Origin of the sequence: Methanoculleus frigidifontis (assembly GCF_030464345.1) — an archaeon.
GTDB lineage: Archaea > Halobacteriota > Methanomicrobia > Methanomicrobiales > Methanoculleaceae > Methanoculleus_A > Methanoculleus_A frigidifontis.
In genome coordinates, this window is the sequence record NZ_VCYH01000004.1 from 25,845 (window position 1) to 47,110 (window position 21,266).

Below are 21,266 nucleotides of genomic sequence, written 5' to 3' on the forward strand. Positions count from 1 at the left end.
CTTTGACGGGACATATTAAAATCCTTAACGATCCGGTTGAGCTCGTTCCTCTCCTGATGACTTTCAATAACGCACAATACAAGAAGATCTACGAACTTCTCAATAAGAGCTGGATGACGGAGGAGGAACTTTCAGACCAGGTGGATGACGTAGCATGCGTCGGGGAATGCCTCAAGATCCTCAAGAAGGGGAACCTCATTGAGGAGCAGTGGCGCATGCCCGAACCCGGCCAGAAGCCGATGCGGGAGTTTCGGACGACCTACAGCAAGTTTCGCGCAAATTTCCAGTGTTCTATGAACGATATCGGGGATCTCCTGCATATCGCAATATCCAACGATGAACATCTCCGTTCTGTCGTCGACCTGCTTGAAGCGGAGATCATCGCCGGAAACACCTCCATCGGTGACCTCTCGCGAAAGCACGGGGTCAGCCCGATCTTTGTCAAAGGGCTCGCAAAGCGGATCCCATATCTCGACGTGAAAGGGCAGGGGATGGTGCTTCTTGAAAGAAACCCATGAAGATCCCCTGTATATCATTCTTCGAAGCAAACGCGAAGCAACCCGGTTTCAGATCCTGGTGGAGATCGCCGAACACCAGCCCGCCGTCCGCCAGCAGGAGATCGCCGAGAAACTCGGCGTGACGCCACAGGCAGTCTCCGAATATATCCGCGAGATGGTCGACGAGGGTCTCGTCGCCGCCCACGGCAGGGGACGCTATGAAGTGACCAAAAGCGGCGTTGAGTGGGTGCTCAGGAACGCCGAAGCGCTCGAGACCTACGCCCGCCACGTTACGAAAGATATCATCCAGCAGGTCGCGGTCTGGACGGCGCTCGCCCGGGACACCATCCGGAAAGGCGACCGTGTCGGCGTGTTCATGAAAGACGGGTGGCTCTATGCGACCCGCGAGGAGCGGACCGCGATGGGAGAAGCGACCATGGACGCCGCACCCGGCGAGGACGTGGGAGTTGCCCGCCTCGAAGGGCTCATCGAGCACCATGAAGGGCTCATCCACGTCTGCAAGGTTCCCCGGGTCGAGCGGGGAGGATCGCGCAAAGTCGGCAGCGATCTCCTCCTGAACGTCGTCAACAGCGTCGAGATGGTGGCGGCCGTGGGGCTTGAGTCCTACGTCGCACTGAAGAAAGCCGGCCGGGAGCCGGATATGTTCTTCGGGTCGCGGGAGGGCGTGGTCGAAGCCGCGTTCCACGGCAGGGAATGCGCCATCCTCGTCGTCGACGAAGAGTTCACCGATTTTTTGAAGCGCCTCGAGACTGTGGGACTCGCCTATACCATCCATGACCTGATAGTTTCATGAAGATCATCGTACAACCCCAGAAAGGCACCTTTAAACTGTTGTTCATCGAGGGCGGCCGGGCCGTCGCCTCCGGCTTCGTCGATCTCGCCGGCACGCCGAAGGGACACCGGCCGAAGAACTTCAAGATCCGAAAACGACAGAAGCAGCTCAAACCGACCCCGACCCGCGACCTCATCGCCCTGCTCCGGCGCTCGAAAGTGCAGCTCGCCGGATCCGCACAGGAGTTTGAGTCGTTCCTGAATGACCTGCAGATCCCCTACGGCAGGATCGATATCTGCCGCTACTGCCAGATCGAGGACCGGTTCACCCCGGTCAACAAAGCGACCGGCGTCCGCTACGGCCAGGAGTATGTCTGCATGGACTGTGCGAAGCGGGAACTGCGCCGGGAGCTCGGCTACATGGGCAAGTTCGGCGGTTCCATGCTCTCGCACCTCGAGGAGTTGCTCGAACAGATCCGCGACCTCAACAAGGTGCTCGCATCGGTGGGGCCGGACCGCCCCGACCGGGCGCGGACGCTCTACGACCGCCTCGAAGCGCACGAGCGGCAGGACACCGTCCACATCACCGAACTGCCGCTCCCGGAGGGGTTTGCGAAGGCGTCGGGGGTCGAGTACCTCATGCCGGTGCAGCAGCTCGCCGTCGAGAGCGGCCTTCTCGAGCGGCAGCACCTGCTGGTGGTCTCGGCGACCGCCAGCGGCAAGACGTTCATCGGCGAGATGGCCGGAATGAAGAACTTCCTCGAGGGCAAGGGGAAGATGCTCTTTCTCGTCCCCCTGGTGGCGCTTGCCAACCAGAAGTACCAGCGGTTCCGCGACCGCTACGGCCACCTCGTCAAGGTCTCGCTCCAGACCGGGGTCAGCCGGCTGAACCTCCCGGAGACCCGGCCGGTCGGGGAGCGGGACATCTTCGCGCCGATCGTCGTCGGGACCTACGAGGGGATCGATCACGCCCTTCGGACCGGGCGAACACTCAAAGACATCGGCACGGTGGTGATCGACGAGGTCCAGATGCTCGAAGACCCGGAACGCGGCCACCGTCTCGACGGGCTGATCGCCCGCCTCAAGCATGTCGCCCCGAACGCCCAGTTCCTCTACCTCTCCGCCACGATCGGGATGCCTGGGCTGCTTGCAAAGAAACTGAACGCCCACCTGGTCAGGTATGCCGAGCGCCCCGTCCCGCTCGAGCGGCACCTGATCTTCGTGGAGCGGACAAAGAAGATCGACTTCATCAAACAGATGGTGGCCGAGGAGTTCAAGCAGCGCTCATCCAAGGGCTACCGCGGGCAGACGATCGTCTTCACGAACTCCCGCGCCCGGTGCCACGTCATCGCCGACGCGATCGGGAGGAAGGCTGCCCCGTACCACGCGGGCCTCTCGTCACAGGAACGGCGCGACGTCGAAAAACGGTTTGCGAACGGGGATGTCGCGGCCGTCGTGACGACGGCGGCTCTCGCAGCAGGCGTCGACTTCCCGGCGTCGCAGGTCATCTTCGATGCCCTCGCCATGGGTATCGAATGGCTTGGCGTCGGGGAGTTCCACCAGATGATGGGCCGGGCCGGCCGGCCCGACTTCCACGACCTCGGGCGGATCGTGATCCTCGCCGAACCCGGCGGGTCCTACTCCCGCACCTCCGGCAGGACCGAGGACGAAGTCGCGGTCGGCCTTCTGCGGGGCGAGATGGAGGAGGTCGCCCCCGAATACGACCTTGAAGAGAGTTCGGAGGAGTTCGTGGCCAACGCCGTCGTCTGCGGCGGCGACGAGCAGCAGATCATCAGACTGAACCACCTGATGGTCGGGACGCTGGAGCCGGTGCTCTCCGCGCTCCTCGACGAGCAGCTGGTGAAGCGGCGGGCGGGCAGGATCGAACTATCGGATATGGCGCGGGTGATGGCCGAACACTTTATCGGGATGGAGCGGCTCCTGGAGATCCGGCACCTGGTGACGAAGATGGACGACGCGGCACAGATCGTCGCCGAACTCGACTGCGCCGACGAAAAACGGGGATAGCGGGCTACCCGGCTCTCTGGGTCTCCCCGGCGGCATCGCCCGGAGCGCTCCTTCGCATCAGCGCGGCGAATACCACGGTTCCGAGGAGACAGATGAGCCCGCCGGCATAGAAGACGGCGTCGATACCGACGTAGTCCATGAACGCCCCGCCGATCAGCGGCGCGGCGATCATCCCGATACCGAAGACCGTGTTGTAGGCGCTCATCGACGCGCCCATCCCGACGGTCCTGCCCGCATCGACCGTCAGCGCCATGAGCGAGGGCTGCTGGATGGCGCCCCCGACGCCGATGAGCGACGTGACGACGAGCAGGAGCCAGAACGACCGCGAGAAGGGGATGAGCACGAGGGCTACCGCTGCCACGGTCGATCCGAGGACGATCAGGCCGGCCTTGCTCGTGGTGTCGGTGAGCCTCCCGAACGGCACCTGGAGAAGCGCCATCAGGAAGGTGTTGACCGAGAGGATGACGCCGACCTCGAACGGGCTGATCGCGATCAGCGGCCCGAAGACCGGAACGAAGACCATCACGCCTCCCCGCCCGATGGCGCTGATGAGAGTGAAGACGACGATCCCCCGCATGGCCGGGAGCGTGACGACCGAGCGCATCGGGACGGGCATTCCGGGAGAGAGCGAAAGCGAGCCCGGCTTTGCCTCGGGGAGGGAGATGGCGACGAGGAGTGTCGCGAACGCCGAGAGGCCGGCCATGACGTAGAAGACCGACGCCATCCCGAAGGCGTCGTTCAGGAATCCGCCGAGGAGCGGGCCGGCACCCAGCCCGAGGAAGAGCGAGATCGAGAAGTTTCCCATCTGCCTCCCTTCCCTTCCCTTCTCCGAGAGATCGCCGATGTAGGCCATGGCTATCGGGACGACCATCGCCGACGCCATCCCGTGCACCAGGCGGACGGCCGTGAGCGCGTAGACGGTGCCGGCGATGAGGTAGGCGAGCGATATGACCGCGTAGGCGAACATCCCGATGAGGATGATCTTTTTGCGTCCCCGGCGGTCGGAGATCCGCCCGACGATCGGCATGAAGACCGACCGGGAGAGCGCGAACGCCGAGAAGACGGCGCCGAGCCAGAGACCGGTCGCCCCGAGGTTCTCCGCGTAGATCGGAAGCAGCGGGCTGACGATGCCGAGCCCGAGCATCGTGGCAAAGACGGAGATGAATAAGACGTTGAATATTCGTTTTGTGGTATTCATTCGGGGTACACCAGATCAGGGGCACGGGAGCTGCACGCCGGCGTGCGGCATTCCGTCCCCTGTGCAGGAAAAAGAGTTGGCGGTGCTGTTCCTTATATATTAGCCAGGGCGTTAGATCCGCCGCGCGACGCAGCACCAGCGGTCGTAGAGCGGGTCACGCTCGTTCTCGAAGACCTCGGTCTCACGCCCCCGCTCTGCGCACCACGCCTCCACCCGGACGACTTCCGGCTCCGTCCCGACGGTGACGAGCGCCTCGTCGACCAGCGCGAGCAGCTGATCGATGATCTGCTCCCAGAGATCTGCATTGTAGGAGTGGATCTCCCCGGCCATAAGCGCGGCGCCGAGCGGCGCAGGGTTGACATAGGTCGATGCGGCGGTGCCGTCGATGAGAAGGGTCTCGCCGGGGATGAGCCGGCCGCGGGAGAGACCGAGCGAAAGGAGGGCAGGATCGTTGTCATAGGCGAGCGACCGCATCCCGCAGGCCCGCAGGGCGGCGGTGCCGACTCCGGATCCGCAGCAGCAGTCGAGGCAGAGGTCGCCTGTTCGCCCGCCCCAGACCTCCCGGATGAGGTCCGCGATCATCCCGGGACGGTCCCCGGAGAGATCCTCAAACGCCGGGAGCACGGTTCTGCATATCTCATTGCTGTAGAATTCGCGGACCGCATGCAGCCAGTCTTCCTTCGGCACCTGGTAGAGATCGCCGCCGATCGCCTCGAAACACTCGAGCGCCGCGAGCGTCGGCGGCCGGAAAAGGAACGAGACGGCGTGCCACCCGGCATCGTCGTGCAGCGCCAGGGCAAGCGGCTCCTCCTCTTCATCCAGGAGCAGGCGTGCCTCGTCGGCGAGCGCCCGCAGGAGCAGGCCGGTATAGAAGTCTTCAGTCAGTTCGGCAAACGATGGTTCGACCAGCCTGCAGTCGTCCAGCTCAAGCAACTCTGCAATTGTCACATTAATTCCTCTCAATCTTCAGTCCGTCCGGCGCCCGGATGGTGCCGTCTACCCGCGCCTCTTCGTGCAGCGTCAGTTTTTTGCAGACGACGTCGCCCAGGATGCGCACGCCCCGCGGGATGGTGACGTCGCCGTCGCTCCGGATGCCGCCGTGCACCACGCAGCCTTCTGCGACGCTGACGGCGCCCCGGGACTGCAGGCTCCCGAACAGTGTCACGTCCTTCAGCATCGTAACGGATCCCGCCTTGATATTGCCGTGGAGCCGGCACCCGGTGCCGATGGTCATGCTGTCCGGGACGGTGATCGTCTGCATGTTCATCACCGCTCCGGCCGGGATCATCAGGGGCGACGCCTTCTCCACGTCTTCGTCCCCGAAGAGCCGGTTCATGACCGATTCCAGTTCCTCTTCCTTCTCGATGCCGAGCAGCGCCACCAGGTAGAGCATAATGTAGGCGATGACCGGCAGCGGGTTGCGGATCGATATCCAGCCCTTCGCCTCAAAGCCCTGCTCGATCTGGACGTTGTCGCCGAGATCCAGGTCGCCGTGCACCACCAGCTTGCCCCGGATCCTGACGCCCTCACCGAGATACGCGTCCTCGTCCACAAGGACGTTCCCGGCCACGTCGCACCAGTTGTCGATACGGACGTCGCCGGACGCGAGGATGTTGCCGTTGATCTTGCAGAATTCGCAGACGACGATGTCCTTACCCTCAAGGCCGTAGTCTATCTGGCAGCGGTCGCCGATGACGATGTCCTGGTCCGTCTTGAGAAGACGCTCCTGCAGTTCGGTGCTGTCCGGGAGCAGGCATTCTCTGAGCCAGTCATGCTTCGCTGTATCCTCCATTGTTTGCCGCCGCTTAGATCTTCATGCGCCGTATTTATGAGCCTTGTTGATTAGATCCAGGAGGGTCGGCATCAGGTCCAGGCCGCGTATCCGGTTTATTCCCCCTTCTGCGCAGGATATTTCGTCAAAATGCTTTACCCGGTCTGTCCTGACACCCTCTCCCCGGATCACCAGCGGAACCGGGTCTGCACTGTGATCCTTGACCGAACAGGGTGTGCTGTGGTCGCCGCAGATGACCAGCAGACAGTCCTCGATCGCGCCCAGCGGTTCGAGCGCCGCGTCGATCGCCTCGATGAAGTCGCGCTTCTGCTCCGGCTTCCCGTCGTGTCCGGCCTCGTCCGCGCCCTTGATGTTCATGAGCAGGAAGTCATTGCGCCCGAGCTCGCGGAGCGCCGCCCGCACCTTGGCATCCAGGTCCGAGTCGACCGAACCGGTCGTTCCCGGCACCGGGACGTATTCGAGCCCGACGACCATGCCGATCCCCGAGATGAGGGTGGCGGCCGATATGACGCTGCCCGAGAGTTCATAGCGCTCCAGGAACGGTTCAAAGTGGCCCATCCGGCCGGCGCCCCGGATCAGGAGGAGGTTCGCCGGCGGCAGCCCCTGCTCCAGCCGCTCGAGGTTGAGCGGGTGATTTTCGAGGATCTCGTGCGCCTGGCGGAGAAACTCGTTGCAGACGGCGGCGGTCTTCTCGTCCGCGGGTGCATCGCCGACCGGCCGCACGGGGAGCGGACTGACGCCCTCCTTCTTCGGGTCGTTCGAGGTAACGCGGTCGCCGAGGAGCTCCCCCTCGAACGCGAGCGCGGCCCGGTGCCCGGCGCCCGACTCGAACCGGAACCCGACCTCAAGCCCGGAGAGGTCGACGCCCTCCCGGATGGCCGCCGAGAGCGGCCCGGTCTCGTGGATCCTGCCGGCCCGCCGATCGGTGACGCGGCCGTTCTCATCGACGGTCGCGAAATTGCACCGGAACCCGATCATCCCGGGCGTCATGTGGATGCCCGACCCCTCGGCCTCGAGCGGCCCTCGCCCCGTGTAGTAGCGTTCGGGCGGATAGCCGAGCAGACTTAAGTGCGCCGTGTCGGAACCCGGCCTGATGCCGGGCGCGATCGTGTCCATGATGCCGCAGATCCCCTCTGCTGCAAACCGATCCAGCACCGGGGTGCGGGCGGCCTGCAGAGGCGTCAGTCCGCCGAGCGAGGAGCAGGGACGGTCAGAGATCCCGTCAAGAACCAGGAACAGGACTTTTGTTGCAGTCATCGAAGATAGATGCGACGCGCGGGAACATTACTCTATCCGGTGAAACGGGGATGAGGAGAGCGTCTGCTCCTACCGGGCAGGGATAACCCTTCTCCGAACGGTCGTGCACCGGATGACGAACAGGTCGGCGGAATGGCGTGCCTCCCGTGCCATTCTGCTTCCCCGCTCCCGGAATGTATCCTCGCACCGGAGCATATGACAGATGTTCACGGTCTTGATCATCTCGGCGGAGAGCGTCCGGAGGTGCCATACCAGATCTTCGGCAAGGATGTCCTGCACGTACCACGCCATGTCGTAGAGCTGGTGAGAGTAGCAGTCGAAACACTCGTCCGCCGCAGTCACCCATGCATCCCCGTTCTCTTCCCGGCAGAGCGCGCTCCAGTCGTTGTGAAATTCGATCAGCGTCCGCTGGATCAGGTCGAGCACCCGGGAGAGCCGCTCCTCGGCCACGTCGCACGACCGCGCTTCTGCAAGCGCCCGCTGTATGCGGTCACACTTCTCTGCCAGAGGCTGGTGCACCTGTCTTCACCTCCCGCTCACGTTTCGTACGCGGGGGCATATGCCTCTTCGCGAAGATAAGCATTCCGCTGCCACGATGCCTCTCCGGGATGGGAGATGCGAAAATCAGCGGCAGAAACGCCGATCGGGCAGAGGCTCCTGGAGAGAGGGAACCGTCCGGGAACTGCGGCGTTGCGCAGAGCCGAAAAAAGTGTTGCCGGATCTCGCCTATACGGCGGCGATCCGCTCGATCTTGGACTTGGTGACCTCGATGCGGCGGACCGGGTAGATCGTCTTGACCGCCTTGAAGAGGTCCCGGGACAGGTCGCCGGACATGATGTCCTTGACCATCGTCTCGAGGTCGCTCTCCGCTGCACGGGCCGCGATCTGCTGCATGATCGCCAGGCGGATGGCGTGGATCTGGCTCTGCTCCGCCCGGGAGAGCGTGAGGCAGACGACCGTCAACCGGAGCTTCTTCCGGTCCTTGGTGATGACCGGCATGGTCGTATCGACCCGGGAAGTCCGGCGTTTCACGAGCGACCGCAGGTAGTCCCGGGTCACCTCGTGACCGACGAACTCGGTATAGGCCGATTCGCCCGCCACGTTGTTGATCTTGAACTTCATCTTGATGTGCGACTTGGAGTAGTCCTGCACAACCTCTGCAAGCGTCGCCGTCATCACGCGGCCCACGAGGTTCTCGGGGTCGGCGGTGATGGTGTCGCCGATCTCAGTCTTGCCGAAAGACTCCGGGACGTGCACCCGGTACCACTTCTTTGCCTTCCAGCCTTCTACTCTTCTTCCAACCTGTTTCTTTCTTGCCATGGTATCACTTCGCTTTCATTTTTTTGATGATTTCATCCATTTCTGTCCTTTAGAGGAACCTGAATATCTCAGGCATCTCGCCGACACGCCGTATTACCGCTTCCGGCCACGCTGCGGGCTCGAGCCCTTTCTGAGCGAGGAATGCCGCGGTCCACCGCTCAAGGCCAATCCCGGAGCAGCCCGACCAGCAGTCTGCGCCGCTCTGGATCTTCACGGTAAAGCCCTTTGGGTACTTGTCGCCGTTCACGCTGACGTTCTGGAACTCAAGCCACGAGTCGCTGTACGGGAGGTAGGCCTCGTAGTCCCTCGTCCCGATATCCGCACTCGCGGACTCGCCGACCAGCCCTTCCTGCGCCATGAACCACGGGGTCACCTTCGCGCTCCGCCACTCGAGTTCCAGGAGGTCGTCGAAGACGCGGCGGTAGGCCTCGTGGAGCCTGTCCGCGGTCTCGACAGTCTGGTCGGCGGTGCCGAGCCAGAGGACCTCGATCCGGTGGAACTCGTCCACCCGCTCGATGCCATGGATCCCGCCGCTCTCGTAGCGGTGCGAGGTGCCGCTCCGGTCGAAGACCCGAATCGGGAGACAGTCGTTTGCAAGCGTCTCGCCCTGCACGAACGGCCAGAACGGCGGGCACTGTGCGTAGCACATCCCGCCGATGGGGCCGTCGAGGCGGTCGCGGATCCGGTCGACCGGGACCTCGCCGGTCACCTTGAAAGTGTCCGCGATATCCTCCCAGTAGGCAGGGTCGCGGGTCTTCGGGGTGCTGACGTAGTAGATCTCGGGGTAGACGCCCTTCGCGTGCCCCGAGCGGATCCAGACCTCCCAGGGGACGAACTTTGGGAAGATCATCTCCACAAAGCCGAGCGGCCGGATGATCTCCTCGACGACGATCTCCTCGAGCGCCCGGAAGAGCCGCACCGCCTGCGGTGCGTAGATCCACTGGCCGCGCGAGGCGCCGTGCCGAAGCCAGCCGCGCGCCAGCATCTCCTCGGTCGGATTGCCCGCATAGATGCGGGGTCGCTTTTGGCTCTCGTAGACCAGTTCCCAGTGCTCTGCCTTCCCGCCGAAGAGGGCGGCCTCCTTCTTCTCCTCGATGAGCCTGACGATCCGGTCCGGCACCCGGTCTTCAAGGTCGGCCGCGGTGCAGGCGAGCTCGAGTTCGACCGACTCGCCGTGGCGGACGACCTCCCTGATGAACGGCACCTTCGGGACAGCCTCGTCCGGGACGTGGCCCGGCACCGTGACCGTGAAACGACGGACCGCGATCTCGCGCAGCCCCAGGCGATGCCGCCCGAGCACCGGTGCGATCAGTTTCCGGAACCGGAAGAGTGCGTCGTGCGCCCGGGTATACGGGCCGCTCTCAATCCTGAGGGTGACGACGGAGCCGTCGGCGTGCCACTCGGTGATCCTCCCGATCTGCTCGTCCGGGGCATCGGCCGGGACGCCGCGCCGGAAGACGACCTCGTTCGCTTCGGCAACCGCGCTCTCTACCGCCAGAGCAATGTCCGGGGTGATAGAGCCGCTGAAGTGCAGGTCTGCGGTTACCGCGAAACGTATGAACATACATCCTCCGCGATTGCCAGGTTCATAAGGTAGTCGTCGACCGATGCGATCACCGACCGCAGCCGGGTTCCCGCGATCTCGGTCTTCACGCCGCCCTCGGCCGGAGACGTCCGGATCAGTGAGAGGTTGTCGGGAGAGACCGCCCCGGCCACGCACGCCGCATCGGCGTGTGGGGTGACGATCGTCCCTTCGATCCGGATCATACCGCCACCGCCTCCGCAAGTTCCGCGCGGAACCGGTCTATCTGCTCCTGCGGGACGACTGCTCCCGCCCGGCGGGCGTGACCGCCGCCGTGACCCCCGCATTCCTCGGCGAGCCTGCGTATCAGTGCCTCGAGATCGACGTCCACACCGGCCGGACACCGTGCCGATACGGAGCACCGGTCGCCCTTCGGGCCGATGACAAATACCGGTGTATCGTACGGCCGTGAGGAGGCCAGCGCGTCCGCGACGTCGCTGATCACCGTGCCGTTCTCCACCTCAAAGAGGAAGAGCCGGTCTTCCGGCTGCCGGAGGTTCGCGATGGCGTCGATGACCGCACGCCGGTGGCGGACAGCGATCTCCCAGGCCTCCGGGAGCGCCGCCGTCGACCGCAGGCAGAGGGAGGCGCCGATGTCGCCTGCACCAGCTTTACCGCATGCATCGATGAGCGCCGCAAGGGAGTGCGCCTCGTCGAGCACCTCGCGCCCGAGCCCATAGGTGTTGCCGTAGATGCCGCACATCGCGTCGACCGATGTGTGCGGGCTCACCTTGAGCAGGACGAGCGAGAGGAGCGACTCGAGATCGAGGTCTTCGTCGCCGCTGCAGGTCGCGATCACCGACCGCACCGCCGCCTCATCACCGCTGACACCGTCGAGGTAGGGGTTGATGGCGAGCGCCAGCTGTTCGGCGATGCTTCTGCCGGCAAGCCGCAGTCCGCGGCGGGGCGCCACGTAGCCGTTGGCGATGCCGTCACTGATGATCTCCCGGTTCTGGCCGGTGAAATCCTGGCCGTCGCCGATGATCCCGAGGACGGCAAGCCCGACGAGATCGCGGTTGTCCCCCATATGCTGCGCCACCTGGTATGCCGCTCCTGCAGCCGACATCTCGCGGTCGCCGTCGATCCCGAAGAGCCTTGGGTTGACGTGATATGCGCCCTCGAAGTGCGGCACATGGTGATCCACCACCACCACGTTCTCCGGGAGGTCCGCGAGCCCCGAACCGAAGTCGCAGAGCAGCACCGCTGCATCCGCCGGGACGTCTCCGCTCGTGATGCGGGAGCGTATCCGGAGCCGGAACTGTCCGCCCTCGCGGAAGAGCGCGTGGCAGAGGATCGAGGCTGCGGCTATGCCGTCTGCGTCGTGGTGCGCAAGCACCTCCACAAACTCCTGCTCGAGCAGGTGATCCGCAACTGCGGCGGCGGCGGCGTCAAAGGACATAGGACGATCTTATCGGGACAGCAGGATCTCGGCGGTCTCCGGTTTGTAGACCCAGCCCTTCGGCAGTCTGCCGGTGCCGGTGTAGTACCTGACCAGCCTGCGCACCTTCGACTCGGTGAGCTGGAGCTGCCGCTTGTTGTGCAGATCCTTCTTGTTCTCGGAGAGGTGCTTCCTCATGCCGAGTGCCTTGATCATCAGGTTCCGCAGGTCCTCGGGGATCTCCGACTCGAGTCCCTTCTCCTTGAGGATCTCCGAAACGCGCTTTCCGGTTGCGAGCTTGACATCGGGGACGCCGTATTTGTCCCGGAGTGTCAGACCAATCTCTGCGCTCGACATGCCGTTCTTCCGGAGATCAACGATAGTTTTCTCAATCTCCTGTACATCCGTGTTGGACCATTCGGGCGTATCCTTCCGGTAGGGACGGACCGAACCCGAGGTTCCCCGGCGTCGAGCATGCATTCTTGCCATTCATTCACCTCTGATGAAACTACTATGTAAGTCCAGAAAAAAGTCCTTTGACTGACTAATCTCTGTAATCCCGAGCCACTTTGGGCAGTGCTTCTGCGGGCACGTCGGACTTACCATAGCCAGCACCTGTATGTCAGAGTGCTGCAGTAATATTGCACGAAACGATATATAAGGAATTGCACCGCCTGCGCCGATCCGCGCGGCGTTTCTGCAGAGGCGAGACGAATATTTATCATCTTCCGATCCAATATCTAGAGTTGCACCTGCGATAGTAGTCTAGCGGTAGGACAGGGGCTTCCCAAGCCCTTAGCCCGGGTTCGAATCCCGGCTATCGCATCATCTCTTTTCGAACGCCACAAGCAAACCCTGTATATATTTCGCCTGGAGAGGCAGCGGTATCAGATGGTTTCCACGCCTCGCGATCCCTGCCCGCACCGCAGGAACCCGGCAATTCCCAGCCCAAAACCTATATCGAATCACGGGTCAAACATACAAGCCAGTCCCGAATATGACGAGAATCACCCTGCCGGAGTGCAGCAGAGAGCAACCCGGTGCACCATGACCCCCGAGCTGTATGCGCTCAGCATCATCACCAGGAACGTGACCGGCGTCCTTCGGGACGTTGCCACGGTGATGGCACACCATGAGGCGAACATTCAGATGATCCAGCAGTCGATCATCAGCACCGGCCCGCACACCGGCGACGCATATCTCTACTTCGAGTTCGAGGAGTGCGGCGACCACGGAGCGCTGATCGCCAAACTCCTGGAGGTTCCGTCCGTCCTCGACGTCACGATCTACCCTCCCTTCTCCCGGATCTTCGGTACCCGGGTCATCATCATCGGCGGCGGCGCCCAGGTCGCCCAGGTGGCGCTCGGCGCCGTCAACGAGGCCGACCGGCACAACATCCGGGGCGAACGGATCTCGGTGGATACCATCCCCCTCGTCGGCGAGAAGGACCTCGCGCTGGCGGTCGACGCGGTGGCCCGGCTCCCCCGGGCATCGATCCTGGTGCTGGCCGGATCCCTGATGGGCGGTGAGGTCTCCCGGGCGGTCGACCGGGTCAGGGCGACCGGCATCCCGGTGATCGCCCTGAAGATGGCGGGCAGCGTTCCGGAGCACGCCGACCTCGTGGTGACCGATCCCATCCAGGCCGGCGTCTTCGCCGTCATGCACGTCTCGGGCAAGGCAGTCTTCGATATCAATCGCGTACGCGGTCGTGAATTCTGATGAGTACCATAGAGCAGGCAGTCAAAGTGCTGCAGAGGGACGGCATCGTCGTCTACCCAACAGAAACAGTCTACGGCCTCGGGGCGGACGCTCTCTCCGAGGATGCCGTGATGCGGATCTACGAGGCAAAGGGTCGCCCCCTCGGAAAGCCGATCTCGATCGCGGTCTCGGACGAGGAGATGCTCCGGGCGGTCGCGGTGGTCGACGGCGAGGCGGAGGCGTTCATCCGCCGGTTCCTTCCCGGGCCGGTGACGGTCGTCCTGCCGGCCAAGTCGTGCCTGCCGGAACTGCTTACCGGCGGCACGGGGCTTATCGGCATCCGGATGCCCGCCCACGAGACGGCACTCCGGATCATCGAGGCGTTGGACGCCCCCATCACGGCAACGAGCGCGAACCTCGCCGACGAAGCACCCGTGACCCGGCCGGAAGACGTCGACGTGGCCTACGATATCCTCGTGGACGGCGGGGAGCTCCCGGGCACGCCGAGCACCGTCGTCGACCTGACGACCCGCACGATCCTGCGCAAAGGGAAGGCGTGGGAAGATGTGGAGGCGTACCTCCGGGGACAGGGTGAGTCGGCGTGAAACCGGCCCGGCTCCGCGACTTTGTCGAGGATGCGGACGGCTGCCTCTACGCCGTCTCAAACTACGACAACGCCGACCGGATCGGGTGCATCCTCCGCTACGTCCCCGATCCCGCCGGCGAGCGGGTCGACCCGGCCGGCCGCCGCTATACCAAGTACGACTTTGAGGACGCATTCGCCTGGATTGCCGAACATAAACCCGCGTACCTCGATACCGTACACCGGGTGCCCTGCTCAGACGTCGTCCGGGTCTACAAGCCCGAAGAGGAGATCGACGCGCTCATGGCGCGTGACGAACGGGTGCGGCGGCTCGCCGGCCTCTTCAACCTGCCGTCCGGCAGTTTCGGCTGCACCGGGTCGCTCCTCTGCGGGCTTGAGAACGCCGCCTCCGACATCGACATGGTCGTCTACGGCGACGCCTGGTTCTCGGCGCAGCAGCAGCTTGCACGCCTCGTCGGACAGGGAAAACTCGACGGCATGAGCGAGGAGATGTGGCGGAAGGTCTACGACAAAAGGGTGCCTGAGATCTCGTTCGCGGCGTTCATCCTGCACGAGGAGCGGAAGTGGAACCGCGGCGAGTTCGAGGGGACGTACTTCGACCTTCTCTATACCCGGTCGTACGACAATCTGGACGCGGTCACCGCGGCGGGCCGCGGCGAGGTGCTCGGCAGGACCAGGACCGAGGCGCTCGTGACCGATGCGTCGCTCGCGTTCGACAGTCCGGCGGTCTACAGCGTCGAGCACGACGAGATCTCCCGGGTGCTCTCGTTCACCCACACCTACTCCGGGCAGGCGCTCGCCGGCGAGACGATCGAGGCGAAGGGCGTCCGCGAGCGGCACGGCGACGAGACGTGGCTCGTCGTCGGCACGACACGCGAGGCGAAGGGCGAATACATCCTCTCAAAGACCCTGATGGAGCAGTGACGCCGGCTTTCGGGTTCCCCTACACACCCATATTCTCTATAGGGCGTTTCTATCATATATGGCGCAATAGAACCTTCGGGCAGGTATTTCTCCCCTCTCGTCAGAAGTCCGCTAGAGAGCCGGCCGCTGCCGTCCTCGGATCACCCGGACAGAACGGAGTGAGACACCATGCCAGAGATCGAGATCCAGGGAGAGGTCACTATCAGGTGGGGCCGATCCCAAGAACATCCGGGGCTGTATTCCCTGACGCTCAGGTCGGGAGAGCAGACCACACGGTACATCGGGACTGCCGATGTCGTCATGGCGCTCGCAGCCCCCCGCGCTCAACCGGATACCCTGGGGAGCCGGCGAGATCGTCCTTCCGGCATCGTTCAGACCGGAGAGCAGGAGCAACCTTCCACCGCCCGGCGGTGCCCCGACGCCGTGCGGATCCGGGTGAGACGTCAGAAGAGATCGGAGAGCCGGCGGCCGCTGCCGGTCAGGCAGCGGTCGGCATACGCGCAGCCCTCGCACGGCGCCTTGAACGGCTTTGCGGGGATCTCCCCGTCGGCAACCTTCCGCGCAGCCGCCAGGCCCCGGAGCATCTCTCGCCGATCGCGCGGCTGCGGTTCGACGAGCCGTGAGACACCACTCGGGACGTACTCGATGTAGCCGCCCGCAACGCCCTGTCCCGTCATCTCGGCGAGGCAGTGTGCATAGCAGGCTATCCTGACCCGGTCCGCGGCGTAGACACCGGCTCGCGGCGCCGGACTTGACCGGACGACGGCAAAGGTCGCGGCGTCGTCGAAGATCTTGTCCACCCTGCCGTGCATGCCGAGCCGTTCGGAGGCGACCATCACCTCGCTCTGCACCGGCACCTTCCACCGCGACCGGCGGCAGGCGGCGAGACACGCGTCAAAGAACTCGCGGGTCTCCGCATCGGCATCGGGGAGAACGGTGGTCACCTCCTGCCAGATGCCGTCCGCGTCGAGCAGGGTGCCGAGATGCAGGCCGATCTGCTTGCAGACGGTATACCGGGGCGATTCTTCCCGGTCAGCCGACCGCTCGAAGTAGTACCGCCGTGGACAGGCGTGGCAGGCGACGACGGCAGAAACAGGGATGCTCTCAACCATTCCGCACCAGAAGCTCGTTTCAAAAGACTTACATCGTATCCCATAAAAAATGAGGTGAGTGGAGCTTCAGCATATGCGCACAGGGATCCTGATAGCAGTTCTCCTGCTCCTCGCCTTCGTTACTTTTACCTCCGGATGCCTCTCCGGGTCGAGCGTCCCCGGGCCTGCGACCGCCGTCGTCCCGCCGTCGATCGTCACCGACGTACCCGCCGGATCGGGCATAGACGCCGCCGGAGACCCTGTGCCAGGCAGCGAGACCCTCGCCGCAGACGACATCCAGGCTGCGTCCCTTCCGGCAGACCGGCGCACGTGAACCCTCTCCGGAGCGCCCCGCCGGCGGCCGCCCGAATGCTTAATGCCGGAGCAATGCCAGAGTATGGGATATGCCGCCACGCGAAATATCGGTGAATATTCCAAACGACCTCGATCCCGTCTACTCAAACCGGATCCAGATCGCCTACAAGGAGGACGAGTTTACCTTCATGTTCCTGCACGAGATCCCGGGAACGAACCAGGCACGCGCCAAGGCGATCGTCTCCATCAGCCCCCGTCACGCCAAGAACCTGCTGCAGGTGCTGGCCAAGAGCGTGCAGGACTACGAGCAGAAGCACGGGCAGATCGCCCAGCCGGAGAGCGCTCCGGCGGCCGAAGGGAACGTCACCATCCGGGGCTACTCCTGACAGAGCCCGGATCACCAACTGATACCTTTTTAATTCGAGAGATGCAATTAACTAAGGCAGCGCCGCTGTGGCTTAGTGGTATAGCGGCTGATTCGTAATCAGCAGGCCGAGGGTTCGAATCCCTCCAGCGGCTTCTCTTCCTTGCACCGTTTCACCACAGAGACTCACGTTTCGGAATCATACGTGCCCGCCCACCGCGCACCTCTGCAGGCACGCCGCGTGCCAATCTCCATGCTCCCGGTATCGAGGCGGTGCGTAGAAACCCTCTTATCATCGCACGGTGTAATGCACTCCCGTGATGGGAGATGGAACTCCGGGAGAATTTTACGGATGAAGAATGGAAGAACCTCGTCAGCCTGCCGTACGCGGTTTCGATAACGGTCATTGAAGTTGCACCGTCGTTCCTGGGTGCCTGGGGCGAGACGAAAGCCATGATCCAGGAGCCGGTACGGCTGGCGGCAGAAAGCGGGAGCGCTCTGGTCGGCCTGGTATCCGCTGAGATGCAGGCGGAGGAAAAAGCGCTCGTCAAGGAGCAGCAGACGATGATGCGGCACGACCCGGCGGGCTACCGGGCGACGACCATCGAGGCGGCAAAAGCCGCTTCCGAAGCCCTGTCCAACGTACCTCCCGACGAGGCGACAGCCTATAAAACGTGGGTGCTGGCGATAGGCCGGAAGGTGGCCGAAGCGGCGAAAGAGCACGGCGTTGCCGTCAGCGATCCGGAGACGGCAGCTCTCGACGAGATCTCCCGGGCATTCGGCATCGGTGCGGAAGTTCCCGCATAGGAGGGATTCTTCGGAAATGCTGTGGAGGTGGCCGGGATTGTTGACCTCCCGAACGTTCGATGTGACGCGATGGGCAGTGGAAGAGAGGTGCGGGCGCATCGCACCGCACCTTATCCATCCCGAACCCCACATTCGTACAACGTGACGGCGTAGGAGACATCTGCCCCTACCGACTCGCCCGACACGGCATAATACCACCTGCCGGGGACGAGCCCTGCCGAAGACATGACCGAAACCCTCACTCTGGCATCCATCTCCCCGTCATCGCTGTCGGTGAACCGCAGCATCGCTCCACCAGGACCGATAAGCGTACACGAGAGCGATTCGTTTGCATTCTCCCATGCGAAGTCCAGCGATACCCCGGTGGTTCCGGGCGAGACGTCCAGCGCGTACCATGCACACTCCCCCTCCCGCAGCCGGCCGGTCTGGTTCCCTGCCGAGACAGGAGTGACCGTCGCAACCGGCTCGACCTGCAGCCCGGTCGCCGGCGCCGATGCAAACGGCTGATACTGGAGAGAGCACTGTCCGCCGGTGCCGCCTTCCACCCACGCAATCCCCTCCTCCAGGATCGCCGGTTTCGTAGAGGCCTGCCGCGTTCCGATCCGTGTCGTCTCCCCGTCCACAAGATCGTGGCACCGGATCCGGCCGTCTTCCGACCATGCAACGGTGGTACCGCTGATGACCGCGCCGGAGCGCGATGCCGGCTCGCCGGGGAGCGTGGTCACGCCCTCTTCGGTCGATGCGAGATGAATCATCCCACCGTCCTCCCATACAACCGTTCCCCCGTCGATACGGGAGCAGACCGGAGCGGTTGTGGTGGCAAGGACGTCCCGCCGCCCGGACACCAGATCCAGCGAGACGATCGCGTATGCATCGCGGCCGGATTGTTCAAGCCAGACGACGATGTTCCCGTCAATATCAGGCGCGGTACAATCGGCCTTTCCACTGGAAAGGCCGAAGAGTTCGCCGGTCTCCGTGTCATACATCCAGATGCCGCATTCACCATCGAACCCCTCCTCCCAGACGATGCGTCCTTCGCTCACGCGGGGATTGTTCTGGTGCCCGGCGGTGTGGAGGGCAAAGACCGTTCCCGTGCGAAAGTTGTAGAGGACTATGTCGGTCGTTGTCCCGCGCTCCTCCTCCCAGACCGCGAGATCGCCATCGATATCGGGGGAGCAGGCATTGGTCGCACGGGAGCGGATGAGAGTTTCTGTCCGTGACGTGGCGTTATAGGCACGGATGGTGCGAGAGCCCAGAAATGCGTAATAAGGAGGGGAAGGGCTGGGTTCTATCCACAGGATGCGATCCCCTCCGGCCGCCGGTGCGGATATGACGTTGCTCGGGCATGCGATCCGGACCGGCTCGTCACCTGCAAAGGGCACCGCTGCGCCGGTTCCTGCAACGATGATCGCGATCACTGCGAAGAGGATGAATATTCGTTTCGCCTTCACCTGCGCCCCCTCATCCAGAGCGCCGCGACCGCCGCCATACCGGCAACCATAACGCTGAATCCGATCATCGGGGCATCGGGGAGTGCACCCGCCCCCGTGCTCCCTCCGGCATCCGGGAGGGTGTCGCCGGGGACCGTGATGAGCCGGAGACCGTCGGACCCCGCGACGATGATATGATTGCGATCGATCCCGGAACATCCGCCGCTCCAGGTCTTGAGGACTGTTCCCGCTTTCATGTCGTACAACACCGTGATCAGGCCGGCAGAGTCCGGATCCCGCTCTTCCCACACGGTCCATTCGCCGTTGGACTGCGGATGGTAGCGCCGGGGCATTTCAGGGAGAGCAAGGGTCGTCGTTTCCATTCCGGGAAGTGTCGCCATCACGATCTCCGTGTTGCACAGTTCCGTGGTTCCGGAAGTACGGTGATGGAGCGGAGATACCACCATCCCTCCGCCTACGGAGGGTGTCCCGTATGAACTACCGGCGGCAGGGCGGAGGGTGACCCGGCTGAAATCGGCCAGCGAGCAGATGGTGACGGTATCGGCGTACGCTCCTTTCGAGTCGCGCCACGCGACATACCCTTCGTTGATCGCCGGTTCGATCTGGTGGCCGGATTCGTTGCAGAGGATCTGTGTCGTATTATTCGAGATGGAGTAGAGCAGTATGTCCCGGTCTCGGCTGCCGTCGGAACCGGCCGCCGACCAATCCACCGCCGAGAACACAATCAGGTCGCCGTCCATTGCAATCTCAATGATCAGGTACTCACCAAGGGGCCGTTTCTCGACAACTCCTGTCGGGATGGTATAGAGTCCGATACCGTCCGATCTTACGGACGCATCAGGCCGGGAGATCTCCCAGGCAACGCGATCTCCCGAGATGTCGATTGACGAGGTACGGTAATCGGCATCCCCGGCGATCATGCGCGTCGTCCCGGTCGGAATATCGTACAGGAAGATGTTCGTCTTCTCCTCCTCTGTTCTTTCGACCCAGACGATGTAGTCGCCGTCAATGGCCGACACCCCACTTCCGATCGTACTGATGAGGCGTTCGGTCGTGGAGATCACTCCCGGATCCGCGGTCTCGGCAGGATCCGGCTCCGGTCCTATCGGTGGTGCGGAGATCTCCTCCGGCTCCTCCTGGAGCATCTCCATGGTTATTCCAGGCGTCGCAGGCAGGGAAACCCCGGCGTTGTGGAGGGTGAAGACCGTTGTGGCAGTGGCAGCGGCAAGGCCGGAATCGAGGGTCATGACGTACTCCCCAATCTCAAGTCCGCCCGTATCGATATCGAAGTACCAGTAGTTGTGCCCCCCTCCCTTCACGACCTTGATGGAACCTGATTCCGCGATTTTATCATCCTTCCCTGGATTGGCGGAAACAGAGAAGACGGTATAGGCAATCTCACTGCCAGGCGGCAGATTGGTTGACCCGGCGAACCGCAGACGGTCGCCGGGGTGGCCGGAAGGGACCTGATCGAACCTCATCCAGGGTTCTTCCACGAGAAAGACCAATGTTGTCGCTGCATCGTCGATGTCAGGGCGGTCGAGAGCTTCGGAGAGCGCCATTGCGGTGTCCGAATAACCGGTCTCGGGATCGTCGAGCGCAAAAAGAGGCAGATCGCCGTGGTACACCACTGTCCGGCCGTCATCCGCAGCGGTCTCGAGAGCGAACTTTGCGTCGGGGCCGGTATCCTCGATGATCAGGAAGTACTGGCCGCTGCGAAGTCCGGACGTTGCGTTGGCCGGGAATAATTCTTCTGCAAAGGTGCCGTCCGGTGCGGTGATGATCCGGCGGTCCTGGACGGTACGGCCGACGATCCAGACGGCGATCTCTCCGGGAAAGTCCGTCTGCCCGGTGATCGAGAGGGGAATCCCTTTTGGCAGGATCGGCTGGGACACCTGTGCGTTCAGTGCGGCGGCAGGTGCTACAATCACGCAGAGCACCAGGACGGCGGCTGCGCAGCGTATAGAGTGCGAGCTGTTTATCTTCATCACCTTCACCTCCTGCAATTGCATCGTTGCAGGCCTTGCTGATCTGTATTTCCCGTTGTCATATACTCTTTCTGTGAGAATCGTCTACTCCGGGGCGTGAAGGTGAAGGGAGAGCCGGCATACCAATGCCGGAGAAGATGATTGTCACAGATCATTTATATCCTCCTGATTTCAAATGCA

General features: G+C 63.3%; 22 protein-coding genes and 2 tRNA genes. 11 read left to right on the top strand and 13 right to left on the bottom strand.

Going from position 1 to position 21,266, the window contains the following annotated elements:
- Positions 1–2: 2 nt before the first annotated feature.
- The 3 genes from FGU65_RS06635 to FGU65_RS06645 are packed head-to-tail and all read left to right on the top strand — an operon-like array spanning position 3 to position 3,317.
- Positions 3–518 (top strand): ArsR family transcriptional regulator, encoded by a 516-nt coding sequence (locus FGU65_RS06635; RefSeq protein WP_301663653.1) that lies wholly within the window; start codon positions 3–5, stop codon positions 516–518.
- On the top strand, positions 502–1,311 hold the full coding sequence (locus tag FGU65_RS06640; RefSeq protein WP_301663655.1) for a DUF7839 domain-containing protein: 810 nt from the start codon (positions 502–504) through the stop codon (positions 1,309–1,311). Before FGU65_RS06635 ends, FGU65_RS06640 begins: the two co-directional genes overlap by 17 nt.
- Positions 1,308–3,317: a DEAD/DEAH box helicase gene (locus FGU65_RS06645; RefSeq protein ID WP_301663656.1), complete on the top strand. Its 2,010-nt coding sequence runs from the start codon at positions 1,308–1,310 to the stop codon at positions 3,315–3,317. Before FGU65_RS06640 ends, FGU65_RS06645 begins: the two co-directional genes overlap by 4 nt.
- Before the next feature lie 4 nt (positions 3,318–3,321).
- On the opposite strand, the gene FGU65_RS06650 is transcribed toward FGU65_RS06645, so the two are convergent.
- From FGU65_RS06650 to FGU65_RS06695, 10 genes are all read right to left on the bottom strand, one after another.
- The gene (locus FGU65_RS06650; RefSeq protein WP_301663657.1) at positions 3,322–4,515 is read right to left on the bottom strand and encodes an MFS transporter; all 1,194 of its coding nucleotides are present in this window, start codon (positions 4,513–4,515) and stop codon (positions 3,322–3,324) included.
- Between the two features lie 111 nt (positions 4,516–4,626).
- Positions 4,627–5,463: a hypothetical protein gene (locus tag FGU65_RS06655; RefSeq protein ID WP_301663658.1), complete on the bottom strand. Its 837-nt coding sequence runs from the start codon at positions 5,461–5,463 to the stop codon at positions 4,627–4,629.
- Position 5,464: 1 nt separating this feature from the next.
- The gene (locus FGU65_RS06660; protein WP_301663659.1) at positions 5,465–6,307 is read right to left on the bottom strand and encodes a polymer-forming cytoskeletal protein; all 843 of its coding nucleotides are present in this window, start codon (positions 6,305–6,307) and stop codon (positions 5,465–5,467) included.
- Between the two features lie 21 nt (positions 6,308–6,328).
- Positions 6,329–7,564 carry a 2,3-bisphosphoglycerate-independent phosphoglycerate mutase gene (locus FGU65_RS06665; protein ID WP_301663660.1) on the bottom strand — a complete coding sequence of 412 codons (1,236 nt, stop codon included), beginning with the start codon at positions 7,562–7,564 and terminating at the stop codon, positions 6,329–6,331.
- A gap of 69 nt (positions 7,565–7,633) precedes the next feature.
- Entirely contained in the window at positions 7,634–8,083 is a 450-nt protein-coding gene (locus tag FGU65_RS06670) for a hypothetical protein (protein ID WP_301663661.1), read from the bottom strand.
- 207 nt (positions 8,084–8,290) lie between these two features.
- Positions 8,291–8,884: a 30S ribosomal protein S3ae gene (locus FGU65_RS06675; protein ID WP_301663662.1), complete on the bottom strand. Its 594-nt coding sequence runs from the start codon at positions 8,882–8,884 to the stop codon at positions 8,291–8,293.
- 49 nt (positions 8,885–8,933) lie between these two features.
- Complete coding sequence (locus tag FGU65_RS06680; RefSeq protein WP_301663663.1) at positions 8,934–10,448, bottom strand: serine--tRNA ligase; 1,515 nt, start codon at positions 10,446–10,448, stop codon at positions 8,934–8,936.
- On the bottom strand, positions 10,427–10,651 hold the full coding sequence (locus FGU65_RS06685) for a KEOPS complex subunit Pcc1 (RefSeq protein WP_301663664.1): 225 nt from the start codon (positions 10,649–10,651) through the stop codon (positions 10,427–10,429). The genes FGU65_RS06680 and FGU65_RS06685 overlap by 22 nt, the downstream gene beginning before the upstream one ends.
- Positions 10,648–11,865: a DHH family phosphoesterase gene (locus tag FGU65_RS06690; protein WP_301663665.1), complete on the bottom strand. Its 1,218-nt coding sequence runs from the start codon at positions 11,863–11,865 to the stop codon at positions 10,648–10,650. The genes FGU65_RS06685 and FGU65_RS06690 overlap by 4 nt, the downstream gene beginning before the upstream one ends.
- A gap of 9 nt (positions 11,866–11,874) precedes the next feature.
- A complete protein-coding gene (locus FGU65_RS06695; RefSeq protein WP_301663666.1) occupies positions 11,875–12,333 on the bottom strand; it encodes a 30S ribosomal protein S15 in 459 nt (152 codons plus the stop codon).
- 265 nt (positions 12,334–12,598) lie between these two features.
- Here FGU65_RS06695 and FGU65_RS06700 point away from each other — a divergent pair.
- The 4 genes from FGU65_RS06700 to FGU65_RS06715 all read left to right on the top strand — a co-directional run bounded on the left by FGU65_RS06700 (position 12,599) and on the right by FGU65_RS06715 (position 15,070).
- A tRNA-Gly gene (locus FGU65_RS06700) sits at positions 12,599–12,669 on the top strand.
- Between the two features lie 222 nt (positions 12,670–12,891).
- Positions 12,892–13,563, top strand: a complete 672-nt coding sequence (locus FGU65_RS06705; protein ID WP_301663667.1) for a DUF5612 domain-containing protein — start codon at positions 12,892–12,894, stop codon at positions 13,561–13,563.
- Positions 13,563–14,147, top strand: coding sequence for an L-threonylcarbamoyladenylate synthase (locus FGU65_RS06710; RefSeq protein WP_301663668.1), 585 nt, complete (start codon positions 13,563–13,565; stop codon positions 14,145–14,147). Before FGU65_RS06705 ends, FGU65_RS06710 begins: the two co-directional genes overlap by 1 nt.
- Positions 14,144–15,070, top strand: coding sequence for a DNA polymerase subunit beta (locus FGU65_RS06715; protein WP_301663669.1), 927 nt, complete (start codon positions 14,144–14,146; stop codon positions 15,068–15,070). Before FGU65_RS06710 ends, FGU65_RS06715 begins: the two co-directional genes overlap by 4 nt.
- 443 nt (positions 15,071–15,513) lie before the next feature.
- Here FGU65_RS06715 and FGU65_RS06720 read toward each other — a convergent pair whose 3' ends face one another.
- The gene (locus FGU65_RS06720) at positions 15,514–16,182 is read right to left on the bottom strand and encodes a CRISPR-associated protein Cas4 (RefSeq protein WP_301663670.1); all 669 of its coding nucleotides are present in this window, start codon (positions 16,180–16,182) and stop codon (positions 15,514–15,516) included.
- Positions 16,183–16,255: 73 nt separating this feature from the next.
- Between FGU65_RS06720 and FGU65_RS06725 the strand changes: the two genes are divergently transcribed.
- The 4 genes from FGU65_RS06725 to FGU65_RS06740 all read left to right on the top strand — a co-directional run bounded on the left by FGU65_RS06725 (position 16,256) and on the right by FGU65_RS06740 (position 17,647).
- Complete coding sequence (locus tag FGU65_RS06725) at positions 16,256–16,495, top strand: hypothetical protein (RefSeq protein ID WP_301663671.1); 240 nt, start codon at positions 16,256–16,258, stop codon at positions 16,493–16,495.
- 70 nt (positions 16,496–16,565) lie between these two features.
- Positions 16,566–16,862 carry a DUF3467 domain-containing protein gene (locus FGU65_RS06730; RefSeq protein WP_301663672.1) on the top strand — a complete coding sequence of 99 codons (297 nt, stop codon included), beginning with the start codon at positions 16,566–16,568 and terminating at the stop codon, positions 16,860–16,862.
- A gap of 61 nt (positions 16,863–16,923) precedes the next feature.
- Positions 16,924–16,995, top strand: a tRNA-Thr gene (locus FGU65_RS06735).
- A 172-nt stretch (positions 16,996–17,167) separates the two neighbouring features.
- Positions 17,168–17,647: a hypothetical protein gene (locus tag FGU65_RS06740; protein WP_301663673.1), complete on the top strand. Its 480-nt coding sequence runs from the start codon at positions 17,168–17,170 to the stop codon at positions 17,645–17,647.
- A gap of 110 nt (positions 17,648–17,757) precedes the next feature.
- On the opposite strand, the gene FGU65_RS06745 is transcribed toward FGU65_RS06740, so the two are convergent.
- Positions 17,758–19,098: a TolB-like translocation protein gene (locus FGU65_RS06745; RefSeq protein WP_301663674.1), complete on the bottom strand. Its 1,341-nt coding sequence runs from the start codon at positions 19,096–19,098 to the stop codon at positions 17,758–17,760.
- A complete protein-coding gene (locus FGU65_RS06750; RefSeq protein ID WP_301663675.1) occupies positions 19,095–21,086 on the bottom strand; it encodes a hypothetical protein in 1,992 nt (663 codons plus the stop codon). The genes FGU65_RS06745 and FGU65_RS06750 overlap by 4 nt, the downstream gene beginning before the upstream one ends.
- Positions 21,087–21,266 lie beyond the last annotated feature (180 nt).